The organism is Pseudomonas sp. A-RE-22, assembly GCF_019956035.1.
GTDB classification, from domain to species: domain Bacteria; phylum Pseudomonadota; class Gammaproteobacteria; order Pseudomonadales; family Pseudomonadaceae; genus Aquipseudomonas; species Aquipseudomonas brassicacearum.
Genome location: NZ_JAHBCZ010000047.1, coordinates 1 through 15,215, shown reverse-complemented (window position 1 = coordinate 15,215; position 15,215 = coordinate 1). Strand labels below are relative to the sequence as shown.

Below are 15,215 nucleotides of genomic sequence, written 5' to 3'. Positions count from 1 at the left end.
ACGGAGTCAGGGACGAATGTCGATTTTCCTTTTGTTGCGCACGTACGCGGCGTCGTTCTTCCATCGGTTCGGCTGGGCGGGCCTGGCCATAGCGTTGGGCGTGCACCTGTCCACGGCCTGGATCGGCCTGGTGCTGCTGGGCGAGCAACACCTCATCGCCGCCGCCACGTTTATCTACTTCTATCTCACCACCACGCTCACCGTCGGCTATGGCGATCTGTTGCCACAGACATCCGCCGGGCGAATTTTTGTGGCGACCTGGATCATGCTCGGGGGCATTGCCCTGTTGACGACGGTCATCGGCAAAACCACCAGCAGCGTCATTGATGTATGGAGAAAAGGCATGAAGGGCAAAGGCGATTTCACCGGCAAGGTCGGCCACACGGTTCTCATCGGCTGGGAGGGCACCTCCAGCGAGCGGGTCATCGAATTGCTGCTGCAGGACGAAACGTCCAATGACAACCTGATCGTCATCTGCGATTGCGATCTCGAAGAAAACCCCATGCCCGGCAAGACATCGTTCATCAAGGGCGACAGCCTGTCCTCCATCGCGCTGTTGCAGCGTGCCGGCGTGCCGGGTGCCGAACGCGTGCTGGTGCGAACCCATTCCGACGACCTGACCCTGGCCACCGTGCTGGCGGTCAATCAATTGGGGCCCGCCGGGCATGTGGTCGCGCACTTCAATGACAGCGAAATCGCCGCCCTCGCCAGCGCCTATGCGCCGAGCCTGGAATGCACCTCCAGCATGGCCATCGAAATGCTGGTGCGTGCCTCCCAGGACCCGGGCTCGTCCGTGGTCATCAATGAATTGCTCTGTGTCGGCCAAGGCGCCACTCAGTACCTGATGAAGCTACCCGAGGCGTTTGAAGCGACGTTCGGTGACCTTTATGCCCGGATGAAAGAACAGCACAACGCTACGCTGATTGGTTACCGCGCCAAGGGCGCCCGACACCCGTCGATCAACCCGCCCGGCGCCACCCGCGTCGTGGGCGGAGAACTCTTCTACATCGCCTCCACGCGTCTCAAGGAAATTTCCCATGGGGTGGTTTAAACAGTTGATGGGGCTTGAGGCCCCGAACGCGAACACGACAACCAGCAATAACTCGCCTGTCACCGGGCCGCTGGGCCTGGCCTCCGGCAAGCAGGTCATGTTCGACTCCACGCTCAAGTTGTTGCTCGACGGCAACAGCACCGTGGTCATCCCGGGCTCCCAACAGATCTGGAGCCTGGGCATCGTCGACCTCGGGCAGTCGAACTGGCTGTCGCGTTGCTACATGAACGACGAGGACTACTGGCTGCAAGTGCACACCAGTGGCGATATCGCCGGGCAGGTCGAGTCGGTGATCCTGTTCAACTACCTCAGCTACGTCACGATCAACAGTGAAGCGGAGTTGCGTCGCCTGGCCGGCCCCGAAAGCCTGATCGGCCTGCCGACCTACACCCACGACGGCGTCGAGTACACCCGCGAGTGGGGCACCGAGGCTGGCCAGACAGAACTGGTGACGTTGAGCGAGCGCGTGAGCAACCCGGATGAATCCTACAACGTCGAGCACAGTTCGATGCTGTACGCCCGCGACACCGGCCTGACGGATCGCCGGGAGTTCCTGCTGTTCTCCGTCGAAGAGGACGCCGAAGGCACTGTCAGCCTGAGCACTTCGCTGGGTATTTCGCTGTACACCACTGACCTGAACACTCTTTGAATAAGGAAGAAGTCCATGCTTGAAGCGCTCTCCATTTCCCTGAACAAGGCCGCCGTGTTCGGCTTCGTCCTTTATATCCTCGGCGCCGCCGTGCTGTTCGCGCTGTTTCAGTTCATCTACATCCATGTCACACCACACAAAGAGTTTGAACTGATCCGTTCGGGCAACGTGGCTGCGGCGATCGCCCTGAGCGGTGCCCTCATTGGTTTCGCCATCCCGGCCAGCAATGTGATTGCCTACTCGATCAGCCTGCTGGATTTCGTCGTCTGGGCGGTGATCGCCGCTGTCGTTCAGTTGTTGGCGTTCCTGGTGACCAGCCTGGTGCTCAAGGGCGCTTCCGCGCGCATCAAGAACGGTGAAATCGCCGCGGGTATCTACATCGCTGCCGTGGCCATCAGCGTCGGCATGTTGAACGCCGCGTGCATGACGCCTTCCACGAACTGATTGCGCCACGGAGAACCCGATGAAACGAAGCAAGTACGTCCAGCTTTCGCTGGCCGCGTCGGTCGCCCTGGCGATATCCGGCTGCGGGCCTACGGAAAAAACCTACAAGTTGCAGAAGAAGTACAACTTCCAGTCCGTCCAGCAATGTGTCGATGAAAAGCTGCCGGTGGACATTTGCGCCGACGCCTACATGAGCGCCATGGCCGAGCATCGTCGCATCGCGCCGACGTACGTCAGCCAGGCCGATTGCGATGCCGACTTTGTCCCCGATTGGTGCCAGCAGGACTCGTCCGGTCAGTTCATCCCCAAGCTGGGTGGTTTCGAGCTGAGCGCCGATGGCGAGGTCACGCAATCCCAGGTCGACGCTGCCCGGGCCCAATTGCCGGCTTCGGAAGCGAACGTCGGTGGTTCAGGCTTCGGCAACCTGCTGACCGGCATGCTGATCGGCAACATGTTGAGCGGCAACCGCAACAGCTATTACTCCGAGCCGGTCTACCGCTACCGCGATGATCGCGGCGACTACGGGTCCTCGACCCTCAGCCAGCGGGTGTCCAGTGGCTCGACCTTTACCAAGTCCAACCAGGCGCGGTACGGCGGCTATACCGACTCCATCAAGACCAGCAAGGCGATGTCCGTCGCGTCCTCCACGTCTCGCGGTGGCTTCGGCAGCAAGTCCAGTGCCCGCAGCGGTTGGGGCGGTTCGAGCAGCTCCGGCGGTTGAGGAACCAGCGCCATGAAGAAGATCCATTGCGCAGAACGTCATGACTGGAAGCAGACTGCCGAGCAGCTCGGCTTTCTGTTCCACACCATCGACGACGAACCCTACTGGGACGAAAGCGCGTACTACCAGTTCACCCTCAAGCAGATCGAGGACGACCTGGAAGACCCGACCACCGAGATCCATGACATGTGCATGGACCTCGTGGCCCGCGTGGTCCAGAGCGAAGAACTGCTGGAACGCCTGAGCATTCCCGCGCCGTTTTTCGACCTGGTGCGCACTTCATGGCTCGAAGGCCACCCGCATCTGTATGGGCGTATGGATTTCTCCTACAACGGCAGCGGCCCCGCCAAGCTGTTGGAGCTCAACTACGACACGCCGACCAGCCTCTACGAAGCGGCGGCGTTCCAGTGGGGTTGGCTGGAGCAATGCATCGAGCGCGGTTTGCTGCCCAAGCATGCCGACCAGTTCAACAGCATCGACACCAAGCTGCACCAGGCCTTTGCCCAGTTGCAGCTCAAAGAGCCGTTTTATTTCGCCTCGATGAAAGGCTCGGTGGAAGACAAGGGCACCACGGACTACTTGCGCCTGATCGCGGAAAAAGTCGGCATTGAATCGCGGCACATCGATATCGAAGACATCGGCCTCAACAGTGACGGGCGTTTTGTCGACCTGGAAGAGCGCTGGATTCCGCACCTGTTCAAGCTGCATGCCTGGGAGTTCATCTTCCACGAGCCGTTTGGTGAAGCGATTGCCCAGTGCGATACGCAGTTTTTCGAGCCGGCCTGGAAGTCGATCATCTCGAACAAAGGCATCCTGCCGCTGCTCTGGGAATTCAACAAAGGCCACCCGAACCTGCTCGCGGCCCACCTGGATACCGACACGAGCAAAGCGGTGCCCAAGGGCTGGGTGCGCAAGCCGTTCTTTTCCCGGGAGGGCGCCAACATCGAGCTGCAGACCGCTGATGGCCTGATCGTAAAAGAAGACGGCCCCTACACCGACGCCCCGTTCATCCTCCAGGAATTCGCGCCACTGCCACGCTTTGACGACAGCTACACCCTGATCGGCTCCTGGGTCATCGGCGACCAGGCCGCTGGCATTGGCGTGCGGGAAGACAACAGCCTGATCACCAAGGATTCAAGCCGGTTCTTGCCGCACCTGATCCTCGACTGATTCTCCCTCCACACCCAAGCCCCAGTGGGAGCGAGCTTGCTCGCGATAGCGGTAGATCAGCCGACATCAATGTTGGCTGACCTGGCCCTATCGCGAGCAAGCTCGCTCCCACAGGTTTAGGTGTTCGTCACAGGCTTTTTCAGGTCCACCAGTACCGCACCAGGTGGAAGAAGATCGGCGCCGCGAAGCAGACCGAGTCCAACCGGTCGAGCATGCCGCCGTGGCCTTCGATCATGTGGCCCCAGTCCTTGACGCCGCGGTCGCGCTTGATCGCTGACATGACGATGCCGCCAGCGAACCCCAGCAAGTTGATCAGCAAGGCGATGAGGAACGACTGCCAGGGATTGAACGGCGTGATCCACCACAGCGCGCCACCGATCAGCGAGGCCAGGAAAATGCCGCCGACAAACCCTTCCACGGTTTTCGAGGGCGACAGGTTCGGCGCGATCTTGTGTTTGCCGAACAGCTTGCCGCAGACGTACTGCAACACATCCGAGAGCTGCACCACGATCACCAGATACGCGATCAGCAACAGGTTGCGCCCTTCGAAACCGGCGATGTCCAACGTCAGCAGGGCCGGGACGAAGGAGATGCAGAACACCGCGATCATCAAGCCCCACTGAACCTTGGAAGCGCGCTCCAGGAAGTGCGTGCTGTCGCCGCCCAGAGACGCCAGGATCGGCAGCAGCAGGAACACATACACCGGGATGAAGATCGAAAACAGCCCGTACCAGTCGTAGTAGATCAACAGGTATTGCAGCGGCAGCGCCAGGTAGAACGCGGCCACCAGGGCCGGATAATCACTGCGCCGGGTCGGTGTCAGGGTCAGGAATTCCCGCAGGGCGTAGAACGACACCGCGTAGAACAACAGGATCACCGCCGCGTTGCCGAGCCAGAACGCGATGCCGATCACCAGCACCATGATCCACCAGGCATTGATCCGCGCATTGAGGTTGTCGATGACGGAATTCGGCGCGCCTTTGGTCCGCAGCCTGAGAATGAAACCGATCAACGAAGCCAGCACCAGAATGGCGCCGATCCCGCCAAACAACATCAGGGTATATCGATCCATGTCAGACGTGCTCCGGGGCCAGTGCCAGCAGCGCGGCGCGACTGCGTTCAAGAAATTGCTCTTTGCTTTCACCTTCTTCGATGCACAGCGGTGCGCCGAAACTGGTGGTGCATAACAGTGGCAGAGGCAGAACCCGGCCCTTGGGCATGACGCGGTTGAGGTTGGCGATCCACACCGGGATCACCTCGACCTCGGGGTGATTCTTCATCAAGTGATAGATCCCGCTCTTGAAGGGCAACAGGCCTTCCTCCGGATTGCGTGTGCCTTCCGGAAAGATGATCAGCGAGTCGCCGTTTTCCAGCGCATCGAGCATCGGCTGCAATGGGCTGTAGGAAGGATCCTTGCGCTCGCGGTCCACCAGCACGCCGTTGAACACCCGGTTGATGATGTAGCGCCGCACCGGGCTGGTTTGCCAATAGTCGGCTCCCGCCACCGGGCGGGTGAGCCTGCGCAGCGCTGGCGGCAGCGAGGCCCAGAGCAACACGAAGTCACCGTGGCTGCTGTGGTTGGCGAAGTAGATCCGCTGCACCGGCGTCGGCGCGCAGCCGAGCCACAGGCTGCGAGCGCCCGTGACCATGCGGGCGGCGGAGGTGATGAGGTTGGCGACCACGGGTTCGAACATGAGGATTCCTTATCCTGAGAAAGCTAGCCAGGGACTGGCCAGGATGAAGCCCAGCGTCAAGACAACTTGTGCAGCCAGCAACCGCGATTGCCGGCGCAGCAGCAACAACGCGCCGTGCCGGCGTTCGGTCCACAGACGGCCTGCACGTGCGGCCGGTTGCAGGCCCAGCGAGGTGAGGGCCTGGTCCAAGGTATAGGTGCGTTCGGCCAGGGATTGGCTGCTGTCAGCCATGCGCTGGAACAGATCGGCATCGAATGCCACGCGCAGCGCCCAGTATTTCTCCAGCACCCCGAGGACGATCAGTGCGGCACTCAACAGCAGCAACCGCGGATCGATAACGCCCACCAGCCACTGCCCGAACCCCAGCAGTACCGCCAGCAGCGTCAGCCCGGTGGACAGTTGATCCAGCGAATGGCCCCGGCGCAACAGGCTCGCCACGGTGTGGAGCTCCATATCAGTGATCATGGATATTCCCCCTGTGCTGTGGATAACTGTTCCAGCGCGCGACGGTGCGCCGCGTGCAAGACGATACGCGGTCGAGCGCGCTGGATTTGCACGATCGCCGCGTCAACGTTCGCTGCCCGCCCACTGTGCAACAACCAGGCAACCACCGCCGTGGCGCTGCGCGAATAACCCAGGGCGCAGCAGACCAGCACCGGCCCGTGCTGGCGCAGGCTTTCGATGGCTTCTGCCGCTTTCAGGCATTGCTCGGCGGTCGGAGCGGTCAGGTCGAGCACCGGCAATGAGCGATAGGCGACGCCCGTGCTGTCCATGGACAGTTCTGCGCAGAGGTCGAGCACCCCGGTAAACGCACTGTCCTTCAGCTCCATCGGCGTGGGGATGCGCCCCAGCCAGACGTTATCCGCCACCTGGTCCGGCTGCGGATGCTTGCGCGTCCAACTGCGCGAATTGATCCACGCCGCCGCCAGATAAGGCGCCAGCAACCAGCGCGCCGCCGGACTCAAGCGACCATCGGCACGCTTCTGGAAACCGTCGGCACCGAACAACAGGTAATTCAGCGCCACCATGAGCACCGCGACCGCCGGCCAGATCAGCCAGAGCCACGCGCCGCCGAAGGCAAACGCCGGGATGAACAGCGCCGCCGCGCCCAAGCCATAACGCAAGGCCAAGCGTCGGCGGGCAGGATCTACCGCCAGCCGCGCACTCAGCAGCGGACTCGGACGGTCCAGCGGCCACAGCCAGACACACAGCCAACCGGCCAGCGCGCCCGTGGGCAGGTCAATGAAGTGATGTTGATAAGTGGTCAGCACCGACACGCCGATCAATGCGAACCAACCGTGCATCACCCAGCGCCAGAAGCCCTGCAGATGCCGCTGATAGCAGACCCACAGCACCACCAGCAACGCGATGTGCAGCGACGGCGCCTGGTTGAACGGCTTGTCGAAACCCGCCAGCACTTCGAACAACCAACCGAACACCCCGTCCATTTCCGGACGGGGGAAGGTAAAGCGCAACGGCCAGAGCAGGAAGCAACTGACCGCAATCGCCTGGGCCGTGAGCAGGCGCAAGGCGTGGCGCTTGAGTTCTTCGCGGCTGGTGGGCAACAGCAAGGACAGGCCGTACAGCAGATCAATCGACCAGTAAGGCACGATGGTCCAGGCCATGAACGGCATGTGGCTTTCCCAGGCGAACACCAGCGTGCCGACGTCGTCACGCTGGGACGTGACCCAGGTGGCGAAGCCATAGGTGGTGAAGAACAGCGGCGCCAGCAACAGCAGCCACAGCACCGCCGGTTTCAGCAGTGCGGGCTCGCGGGCCGGGGTGATGACGGCGCTCATTACTGCACTCGCTGGGCCAGCGAAACGCTGAAAATGCCCCATTCATCGACCCGCAGGGTGATCTTGCGGAAGCCCGCCGCCTCAACCAATTGATCCATCTCTGCCTGGGTGCGTCGACGCATCACCCAGGCCTGACCTGCGCGGTGGCTGGTGAGGGCGCGGGCGATCAGCTCCAGTTGCGGGTGCCACGGCTGGCCGGTGTAGACCAGGAAACCGCCAGGCTCCACGGCTTCGGCCAGGCCGGCGAGGGAGCCACCGACCAGTTGGTTGTCGGCAAACAACTCGTACAGGCCCGACACCACGGCGAGGGTTGGTTTCGGTTCCAACGCTGCCAGATCCTGGCGGTCGAAGGCATCGCCTTTGACGAATCGGGCGATATCGCCCAAGCCTTTTTCCACGATCAGCGCACTGCCGTCGCGCACGTTGATGTCGCTGTAGTCGCGCAGCAGGATCGACTCGGGCAACGGGCTGACGCCTTGCAGCGCTTCGAGAATGTAGCGGCCATGGCCGGCGGCGATGTCGACGATGCGCACCTCGCGGTCTTGGGCGCGCAATTCGGCCATCGCCAGGCGCAGCAATTCCTCGACGTTCAGCTTGCGTTGGCGAATGCCGCGCCAGCCGATGGAGTTCAGGTAGTTCTGGTCAATCATCTTGCCCAGCGCCGAGGTGCCGGTGGGGCGGTTGCGGTAGACGTAATCCAGGGTACTGCCGGAGTCGAACCCGGTGTCGAAGCCCAGCTTCACCCCGGCCGACAACTTGCTGCCAAAGCGCATGCTGGCGCGGGTCATGCGCCAGTAGAGGTCGCGCAACGAATTGTGCGGCAGCGACGTGGCCAGGGTTTCGGCTTCGGCGCAGGTCGCGCCCAGGCGATCGGCGTCGAGCAGGGAAGGGCGGTCCAGCGGTCGGGCAAAGTTCTGCAGGATGAAGCGGCGGGCACTGGCAACGGCCGGCGCGCGGTTCTTCTCGCCGAGGGTGTCGTGGAAGAAACCCGGCAGGATGTGCTTCTCTTTGTGCAGGCTGCCCAGGCGCTCGAAGAACTGCTCCTGGGGTTTGCGGTGCACGACAAAGTCCGATCCGGAGATCAACAGTTGCGTCGGCACCTGGATCGCCTGGGCATCGGCCACCACGCGGTCGGCGGCTTCGTACAGGCCCAGCAGCACGTTCACCGAAATGGCCTTGGTGATCAACGGGTCGCTGTCGTAGGACGCCACGCGCTCCGGGTCATGGCTGAGGAATTTCGCCTTGACGTAGCTGTTGACGAAGAAATTGCCACGCAACTTGCGCATCAGCGCCAGGCCCGGACGGGCGAATGGCACGTAGAGCTTGACCTTGAACGCCGGCGACGCCAGCACCAGCGAGCGAATGCGCGGCGCGTAGTCGTGGACCCAGGTGGACGCGATCACCGCGCCGACGCTTTGTGCGACCACGGCGATGTTCGCTTCGTCGATCTGATGCGCCGCGCCGATGTGATCGCAGAAGGTCTGCACATCCCGTGCACTGGTGGCAAAACTCGGGCTGTCGCCCCGTTCACCAGGCGACTGGCCATGGCCGCGCGAGTCCCAGGCAAAGAAGTCGAACCCGGGCAGGTCCAGTTCATCCACCAGGTGCGCAATGCGCCCGGAGTGTTCATGACCGCGATGAAACAACAACACAGCCTGGCGGGGCTCACCCGCCGCCGCGTCGACAGCCGGCCAGTGCCGGTAGAACAACTCCACGCCATCGTGGGTGGTGAACGTCAGTTCCTGGGCTTCGCGCATTGCAAGTTCCTTTATGCTGAGGGAGCGTTTTCCTTCACTTGGTCCAGGCCATGACGGACCCGATTGACCAAGGTATAAACCAGCAGGGCGGCAACCACCGCCATCACACCATCTACCCAGAGCGCCCCGAGCCAACCCAGGGCAATGCCGGTCGCCAGCACGCCCAACACAAAGGCGCGATCACTCTTGCCCATCGGCCCGTCATACCGCCGCGAAGCCCCCACCATCGCCCCGAGCACGCCGGCGTATTCGCTGAACAACGCCAACAGCGTGACCAACAACACGAGCAACAGACTGGTATCGGCAAACAGGGCAAAAGGCAGGATCAGGGCAGCGTCGGCGATGATATCGCATAGCTCATTGAGGTAGGCGCCCAGATGCGATTGCTGACCAAACTCCCGGGCCAACATGCCGTCCACGGCATTCAACGCCATGCGCAGGATCATCCAGATTGGCACCAGGACGAAGATCCACGGATGGTTGGCAAACCAGGCGATGACCGCACCGACCAGGACTGAAACGATGCCGGCGAGCACCGTGACCTGGTTGGCGGTGACACCGTTGTTGTAGAGGCGTTGAACCATGGGGCGCAGCAGATTTTGAAAGGCGGGCTTGAGTTGGTAGATGGAGGGCATCGGGGTGAGATCTCGGCCGGTTGCGGGGCTGGGCTTATACAGGTGCGAGATTACGATAGGTTGAAGGGTTGCAGGCGGGTATTTCTCGAGAATGCGCGCGGGTAGGCATCTAAAACCAGTGATCTGTGCAAGAAATAGCCAATGTGGGAGCGAGCTTGCTCGCGAATGCGGTGTTTCAGTCAACATCAATGGCGGCTGACCCAGCGCATTCGCGAGCAAGCCCGCTCCCACAGGTTTTGTGCCTGAAATGAATTGTGCGCTGTGCATGCGATCCTGTTTCAAGGCTGCATTGGCCGATGTTTTGACTCTGATTTATACTGAGCGAGTTGTGAGCACTATTTGTATTTAAATCTCCTTATAAAACAATTTGTTGAGAGTTAATTTTTGTTAGGTGCTGCCGGGAGGTAAGTCATGGTTATCGAAGAGCGGCTTAAAAGGTCAATCGCCTTGCGAAAGGACGATGTGTTTCTACGCTCCGAGTTTTCCGACTTTGGCAGCCCCGCGCAGGTATCCCGAGCGCTGCGTCATCTGGTGGCCAACGGCGTACTGGTCAAGCTCGGCGTGGGTGTGTTCGCAAAGGCCAAGGCCAGTGTCCTTACGGGCAAGCCGATACCGGTTCGCCCCCTTGAAGTCCTGGCACCTTTGGTTCTGCAAAAGCTTGGCGTGAAGATCACGGCGGGACGCGCAGTGCGTGAATACAACGCCAGCGATAGCTTGCAGCTACCCGCCGGCATCGTTTTTGACACGGGGTCACGGCGTATTAATCGCAAGCTCGGCTTCGGTGGTCGGTACGTCGTTTATGAAAATCATCACGCCTGAACAGGTCGAGTTAATCGATGCGGTGTTGGCTGAGGTTGATGTCGGACTACTTACGGCTAGCATCCTGGAAAAAGACGTCCACGTGACGGATGCTTTGCAAGCTCTGATGGGGATGCGGTTTCCAGGTGTTCGCCTGGTGTTTTGCGGTGGTACAAGCCTATCGAAGGCTTACCAACTGATCGAGCGTATGTCTGAGGACGTCGACTTAAAGATCGTTTTGGACGAGCCTGATGCGTTAAGTGCCTCGGCTCAGAAGCGGCATCTCAGCAACCTGAAAGCTCAGGTCTGTCATGTCCTCGCCGGTCTCGGTTTTGAGGAAATCGTGGAAGCGCGTGTTGCCCGGAATGAAAACCGATACTTCGCCAGTCGTTGGCAATATGCCCCGCAATACCCTCACGACACCAGTTTGCGCCCTTATCTAAGTCTTGAGCTGACTGCGCGAATCCCACAGTTTGAAGTGACTCAGCAGCCGCTGGAATACCTGGTCAATCGACTCGCCGCAAGGTCTGGGCGATTGGACGATATTGCCTGCGTAGCGGTTGAGGAAACGCTTGCGGAGAAAGTCATTTCGTTTCTTCGCCGCTATGCCCAACACCAAGCCGGAGCCATGCTCCAGCCATGGGACGATACATTGGTGCGGCATATCTATGATGTTTACTGCATAAGCCGTGGCGATCCCGCTGTTGGCGAACGAGCCGCTCTCGGTTTCAAACGTCTGGTGGAGTTTGATGCGCTCGAATTTGGTCGGCAGTTTCCTCCATTTGCTGACGATCCGGGAGATGTCATGCGGAGCGCTCTCCATCAGGCGAGTTCGGATGCGCTGATTCGTAGCCAGTACGACGCGAAGCTCATGCCGCTGATTTTTGGCAATGTCCGCCCGAGCTTTGATGAAGCTTATGTCGTGTTTCGTCTGCACGCCGAAGCGTTGATTCGGACACTGTGAAACTCTCGGATCATAAACGGGTTAAGGGATTCTGCACGCGGGTGTCTTCTTTCGAGCAAAGCGGGTCAGTGGCCGGCTGACTAAATACAAGGAGTGTTTCAAATGCTGCAAATGGATTGGCTCACTAACCACATGGATAAAAGCGACCAGATGGCCGAGTGGCTCCATCGGGAATTCAGTTATGAATTTGCCCAGCAATCGCTCGCCAGTTGGCAGCAGGAATTCGCTGCGGGGCAGCACGATGGCCGCTGGAAGTGCCTGATCGCCATGGAACACGACCAGTTGCTCGGCGGCGCTTCACTGGCCAGCCACGACCTGCCTGACCGGCCAGAGCTGGGCCCATGGCTGGCGTGTGTGTTCATCACCCCAGAGGCTCGACGCAGAGGGCTTGCAGCGCAGTTGATCGAAGGCATATGCAACCATGCGCGAGAGGCTGGAATCATCACCTTGTTCCTGCACACCCACAGCCAACGTGATTATTACGCCAAGCTGGGTTGGGACGTGCTGGAGCGCTTTGAGGCTTGGGGGAAAGGGCAGTGGCTGATGGCTCGGTGTTTATAGTCATCGGCGGGTTTTCCACGCCAAGCGTCTAAATTTAGCGAATCGCCCTACATCCATTCCCTCTTTTCCTGACTTATTTCTCTCGCCATCGCAGGCAGAGTCTCGCGCCCACTCCTGCGCCGCGAGCTGCCTGCATGCCCAACTACGACAAAACCCTTGCCCAAGGCAACGTCATTGGTTCGCTGGTGATGGCAGTCATGGACCCCGAGCAGCCGGATGTCGAAGCAGTTTTCCGGGATTTTCGAACCTGCCTGAACGACTACGACTCTTGGGCTGAAAGCTTCTGGGCCGGTTGGGCGCTGGATCTTGAGCAAGTGTTCAAGGTCGGCAATGAGGTTTCCCTGGCCGCGCCGAAAAACCTGGATAAACCCATCAGCGCCACGGTGGTGGCTTGTCCGGCGGAGGGGCCGCTGACGCTGGTGCACATGTTCCAGGCGGCGCGCTTCGTGCCGATTGGCGACACGCCGGTGATGCTGGAACCGGTCATTGGGGGCGAGCCAGGGCAGGAAACTTTCGGTGAGCCGATCCATCACGTAATCGGCCCCAGCGGCATTCTGGAAGTCCCTGAGTGTTGGCGAGGCCAGCGTTATCGCATCACCTTTTTCCCCCATGTCAAGGCTGATCACGTCAAGGCGTTGTACGCGTCTTACCAAGGCGTGATCGACGAACTCGAGGGCTGGCTGAAAGCGGAGTGGGAGCAGTTTCAACCGCTGTGGACGGAGTTTTCCGAGGCCGGGTTTCTCGAGCGTTACAGCGCGTTGCAGCAAGCCGATTGGCGCGGCTTCAAAAATGCCCTGCATCAGCTGTGGGACGACGTTAAACAGGTTTTCGGGCTGCTGGCCGACTTGCAGGCCAACAGCGAAAAGTTGTTGGAGTACCTGACTCAAGTCGAGCTTGAACAGCTACTGAGGGCGTCCTCCGAGGCGATCGCCAAAGGGCTGATGGTGTTGAGCGACGAGCCGTTGCTCTTCGTCCACGTGGCCGCGTTCACCAGTTGGGTGCGAATGTTGCCGCCTCAGTACGTGGCCGAAGTTGTCGGAGAGCTGCGCGCCTCGGTACTGATCAATTTCCTGCTGATGCGTTTGACCGGGGGGCTGGGCCTGGGGCTGCGCATGAGCGGAAACGTGCTGGGCCGGGTCCGCTCCGAGCGGGCCCGGGAGTGGTTGCTGGCGTCGAGCCTGAGATTGGGCCAACTCGCCCCTGACCGGCTCAATCAGCATGCCGATGTGCTCAAACCGTTGGTGGTCAGCCAGCGCGGACCTTTAAAACCGACGCCTGTCGGACCTTTGCACATCACCCCCGAACACTCTGCCCCCCTGTCCGTCAGCAATCCAGCCGCCGTGGCGCGGGAAAAATCCCAGCCCTCTACACGCCTGAGCGAGCACGAACCCCACGACGACGCCCCGGCCCAGTCGAAAAACCCCAACGGCGACCCCGCCGACACCGCGTCCCAGACCCAGACCAGCGGCTGCCCGGTGTCGATGGTCACCGGCGAAGAACTGCTGACCCTCGACGACGGCACCCTCGATGGTCGCTTGCCGTTCGTCTTCACCCGTTTGTACCGCACCAGCGCCGCTGACCTGGATGTCGGCCTCGGGCGCGGTTGGAGCCATGCCCTGGCCCATCGCTTGGAGCTCAAAGGCGAGCAGGTCACCTGGGTCGACCAGGAGAACCGCCGCACGACCTTTCCGCTGCCCAGCGCCCAGCGTCCGGCGATCCACAACAGCCTGGCCCGCGCAGCGATCTACCTGGGCTCCGAGCCGGACGAACTGATCGTCGCCCAACCCGGCGAAAACGCTCCATTCCTGCACTTTCGCGACGGCCACCTGAGCGCCCTCAGCGACCGCTACGACAACCGCCTGACCATCCTGCGCAACATCCATGGCGACATCAGCCGCCTGGACAACGGCGCCGGGCGCGCCTTGCGCCTGCGTTACGAACAGCGCCACCTGATCGCCGTCGACTACCAGAGCTTCCATCCCGCCATCAGCCTCGACGAGGCCTGGCGGACCGAACAGACGCTGGTGTCCTACCGCTACGACGGACGTTTCCGACTGATCGAAGCGACCAATGCCGCCGGTGAAAGCGAGCGCTACGACTACGACGACCAACACGTCATCCTCCAGCGACAACTGGCCGGTGGAGCGAGTTTCTACTGGGAGTGGCAAGGCGTCGGGCCGGCGTCCCGCTGCGTACGGCATTGGGCCTCGTTTGCGCAGATGGACAGCCGCTACACCTGGGGCGAAGACGGCAGCGTCACGGTCCGGCACCTGGACGGCAGCCAGGAGGTGTATGTCCACGACGAGCGGGCGCGGCTGGTGCGCAAGGTCGAGCCCGACGGCGGCGAGCACCTCAAGGCCTACGACGAACAGGGCCGGCTGATTGCTGAGCAGGACCCGTTGGGGGCGGTCAGCGAATACCGCTACGACGAGGTCGGACGGCTGGTGGCGCTGCTTCCCCCGGATGAGGCGCCGACGTCCTACGAATACCGCAACGGTTTCCTGCACGCCCGTTCACGCGGCAAGGCCGTGTGGACCTACCGGCGCAATGCCCGCGGCGACGTGATCGTCCTCATCGATCCGGACGGCCGGCGCACGGAATATGCCTACGACGCCCATGGGCAACTGCTGGCGACGTATGCCCCGGACGGTGGCGAACATCGCTTCACCTGGAGTCGCCTGGGCCAACTGACCGAAGAGATCCTGCCCGACGGCGGTCGCCGGTGTTTTTCCTACGACGCCCTGGGGCGGTTACTCAGCCGCCAGGACGAACACGGCGCGCTCACGCACTACCGATGGGACGCCGTCGGCCGACTGCTACAGGTGACCTTGCCCAACGGTGCCACCCGGACCTGGCGCTACAACGCCTACGGCAAGGTCACCGCCGAGTGCGATGAACAAGGGCGGGTCACCCGCTACGAATACGCCGACGACCTGCACCTGGTCAGCCGCCGCCTGAACCCCGACGGCAGC

General features: G+C 61.4%; 15 protein-coding genes. 9 read left to right on the top strand and 6 right to left on the bottom strand.

Annotated elements, in window-relative coordinates:
* Nucleotides 1–16 precede the first annotated feature (16 nt).
* From KGA89_RS22140 to KGA89_RS22120, 5 genes are read left to right on the top strand one after another with little or no spacing between them, the layout of a single operon-like run.
* Nucleotides 17–1,051 carry an ion channel gene (locus tag KGA89_RS22140; protein ID WP_223472546.1) on the top strand — a complete coding sequence of 345 codons (1,035 nt, stop codon included), beginning with the start codon at nt 17–19 and terminating at the stop codon, nt 1,049–1,051.
* Nucleotides 1,038–1,700 carry a DUF2491 family protein gene (locus tag KGA89_RS22135; RefSeq protein WP_223472545.1) on the top strand — a complete coding sequence of 221 codons (663 nt, stop codon included), beginning with the start codon at nt 1,038–1,040 and terminating at the stop codon, nt 1,698–1,700. The genes KGA89_RS22140 and KGA89_RS22135 overlap by 14 nt, the downstream gene beginning before the upstream one ends.
* A gap of 15 nt (nt 1,701–1,715) precedes the next feature.
* The gene (locus KGA89_RS22130; protein WP_003205981.1) at nt 1,716–2,144 is read left to right on the top strand and encodes a DUF350 domain-containing protein; all 429 of its coding nucleotides are present in this window, start codon (nt 1,716–1,718) and stop codon (nt 2,142–2,144) included.
* Nucleotides 2,145–2,163: 19 nt separating this feature from the next.
* Nucleotides 2,164–2,865, top strand: coding sequence for a DUF1190 domain-containing protein (locus tag KGA89_RS22125; protein WP_223472544.1), 702 nt, complete (start codon nt 2,164–2,166; stop codon nt 2,863–2,865).
* Between the two features lie 12 nt (nt 2,866–2,877).
* Nucleotides 2,878–4,035, top strand: coding sequence for a glutathionylspermidine synthase family protein (locus KGA89_RS22120; protein ID WP_223472543.1), 1,158 nt, complete (start codon nt 2,878–2,880; stop codon nt 4,033–4,035).
* 139 nt (nt 4,036–4,174) lie between these two features.
* Here the strand turns inward: KGA89_RS22120 and KGA89_RS22115 are convergent, their stop codons facing one another.
* The 6 genes from KGA89_RS22115 to KGA89_RS22090 are packed head-to-tail and all read right to left on the bottom strand — an operon-like array spanning nt 4,175 to nt 9,920.
* A complete protein-coding gene (locus KGA89_RS22115; RefSeq protein WP_003205974.1) occupies nt 4,175–5,107 on the bottom strand; it encodes a phosphatidate cytidylyltransferase in 933 nt (310 codons plus the stop codon).
* Between the two features lies 1 nt (nt 5,108).
* A complete protein-coding gene (locus KGA89_RS22110; RefSeq protein ID WP_223472542.1) occupies nt 5,109–5,729 on the bottom strand; it encodes a lysophospholipid acyltransferase family protein in 621 nt (206 codons plus the stop codon).
* Nucleotides 5,730–5,738: 9 nt separating this feature from the next.
* Entirely contained in the window at nt 5,739–6,194 is a 456-nt protein-coding gene (locus tag KGA89_RS22105; RefSeq protein ID WP_223472541.1) for a hypothetical protein, read from the bottom strand.
* A complete protein-coding gene (locus tag KGA89_RS22100) occupies nt 6,191–7,528 on the bottom strand; it encodes a phosphatase PAP2/dual specificity phosphatase family protein (protein WP_223472540.1) in 1,338 nt (445 codons plus the stop codon). Before KGA89_RS22100 ends, KGA89_RS22105 begins: the two co-directional genes overlap by 4 nt.
* Nucleotides 7,528–9,285 (bottom strand): bifunctional alpha/beta hydrolase/class I SAM-dependent methyltransferase, encoded by a 1,758-nt coding sequence (locus KGA89_RS22095; RefSeq protein ID WP_223472539.1) that lies wholly within the window; start codon nt 9,283–9,285, stop codon nt 7,528–7,530. The genes KGA89_RS22100 and KGA89_RS22095 overlap by 1 nt, the downstream gene beginning before the upstream one ends.
* 11 nt (nt 9,286–9,296) lie before the next feature.
* Nucleotides 9,297–9,920, bottom strand: coding sequence for a CDP-alcohol phosphatidyltransferase family protein (locus KGA89_RS22090; protein ID WP_013694298.1), 624 nt, complete (start codon nt 9,918–9,920; stop codon nt 9,297–9,299).
* A gap of 411 nt (nt 9,921–10,331) precedes the next feature.
* On the opposite strand from KGA89_RS22090, the gene KGA89_RS22085 reads away from it, so the two are divergent.
* The 4 genes from KGA89_RS22085 to KGA89_RS22070 form a co-directional block, all read left to right on the top strand.
* Nucleotides 10,332–10,739 carry a DUF6088 family protein gene (locus KGA89_RS22085; protein WP_003205962.1) on the top strand — a complete coding sequence of 136 codons (408 nt, stop codon included), beginning with the start codon at nt 10,332–10,334 and terminating at the stop codon, nt 10,737–10,739.
* The gene (locus tag KGA89_RS22080; protein WP_027912225.1) at nt 10,720–11,682 is read left to right on the top strand and encodes a nucleotidyl transferase AbiEii/AbiGii toxin family protein; all 963 of its coding nucleotides are present in this window, start codon (nt 10,720–10,722) and stop codon (nt 11,680–11,682) included. The genes KGA89_RS22085 and KGA89_RS22080 overlap by 20 nt, the downstream gene beginning before the upstream one ends.
* A gap of 102 nt (nt 11,683–11,784) precedes the next feature.
* Entirely contained in the window at nt 11,785–12,243 is a 459-nt protein-coding gene (locus KGA89_RS22075) for a GNAT family N-acetyltransferase (protein WP_013694296.1), read from the top strand.
* Between the two features lie 134 nt (nt 12,244–12,377).
* Nucleotides 12,378–15,215: DUF6531 domain-containing protein (locus KGA89_RS22070; RefSeq protein ID WP_223472538.1), on the top strand; the 2,838-nt coding region annotated here is incomplete at its 3' end.

Bases quoted from the DNA above. Each gene is read 5' to 3' on its own strand.
- KGA89_RS22140 (WP_223472546.1), top strand. From the start codon at position 17: ATGTCGATTTTCCTTTTGTTGCGCACGTACGCGGCGTCGTTCTTCCAT.
- KGA89_RS22135 (WP_223472545.1), top strand. From the start codon at position 1,038: ATGGGGTGGTTTAAACAGTTGATGGGGCTTGAGGCCCCGAACGCGAAC.
- KGA89_RS22130 (WP_003205981.1), top strand. From the start codon at position 1,716: ATGCTTGAAGCGCTCTCCATTTCCCTGAACAAGGCCGCCGTGTTCGGC.
- KGA89_RS22125 (WP_223472544.1), top strand. From the start codon at position 2,164: ATGAAACGAAGCAAGTACGTCCAGCTTTCGCTGGCCGCGTCGGTCGCC.
- KGA89_RS22120 (WP_223472543.1), top strand. From the start codon at position 2,878: ATGAAGAAGATCCATTGCGCAGAACGTCATGACTGGAAGCAGACTGCC.
- KGA89_RS22115 (WP_003205974.1), bottom strand. From the start codon at position 5,107: ATGGATCGATATACCCTGATGTTGTTTGGCGGGATCGGCGCCATTCTG.
- KGA89_RS22110 (WP_223472542.1), bottom strand. From the start codon at position 5,729: ATGTTCGAACCCGTGGTCGCCAACCTCATCACCTCCGCCGCCCGCATG.
- KGA89_RS22105 (WP_223472541.1), bottom strand. From the start codon at position 6,194: ATGATCACTGATATGGAGCTCCACACCGTGGCGAGCCTGTTGCGCCGG.
- KGA89_RS22100 (WP_223472540.1), bottom strand. From the start codon at position 7,528: ATGAGCGCCGTCATCACCCCGGCCCGCGAGCCCGCACTGCTGAAACCG.
- KGA89_RS22095 (WP_223472539.1), bottom strand. From the start codon at position 9,285: ATGCGCGAAGCCCAGGAACTGACGTTCACCACCCACGATGGCGTGGAG.
- KGA89_RS22090 (WP_013694298.1), bottom strand. From the start codon at position 9,920: ATGCCCTCCATCTACCAACTCAAGCCCGCCTTTCAAAATCTGCTGCGC.
- KGA89_RS22085 (WP_003205962.1), top strand. From the start codon at position 10,332: ATGGTTATCGAAGAGCGGCTTAAAAGGTCAATCGCCTTGCGAAAGGAC.
- KGA89_RS22080 (WP_027912225.1), top strand. From the start codon at position 10,720: ATGAAAATCATCACGCCTGAACAGGTCGAGTTAATCGATGCGGTGTTG.
- KGA89_RS22075 (WP_013694296.1), top strand. From the start codon at position 11,785: ATGCTGCAAATGGATTGGCTCACTAACCACATGGATAAAAGCGACCAG.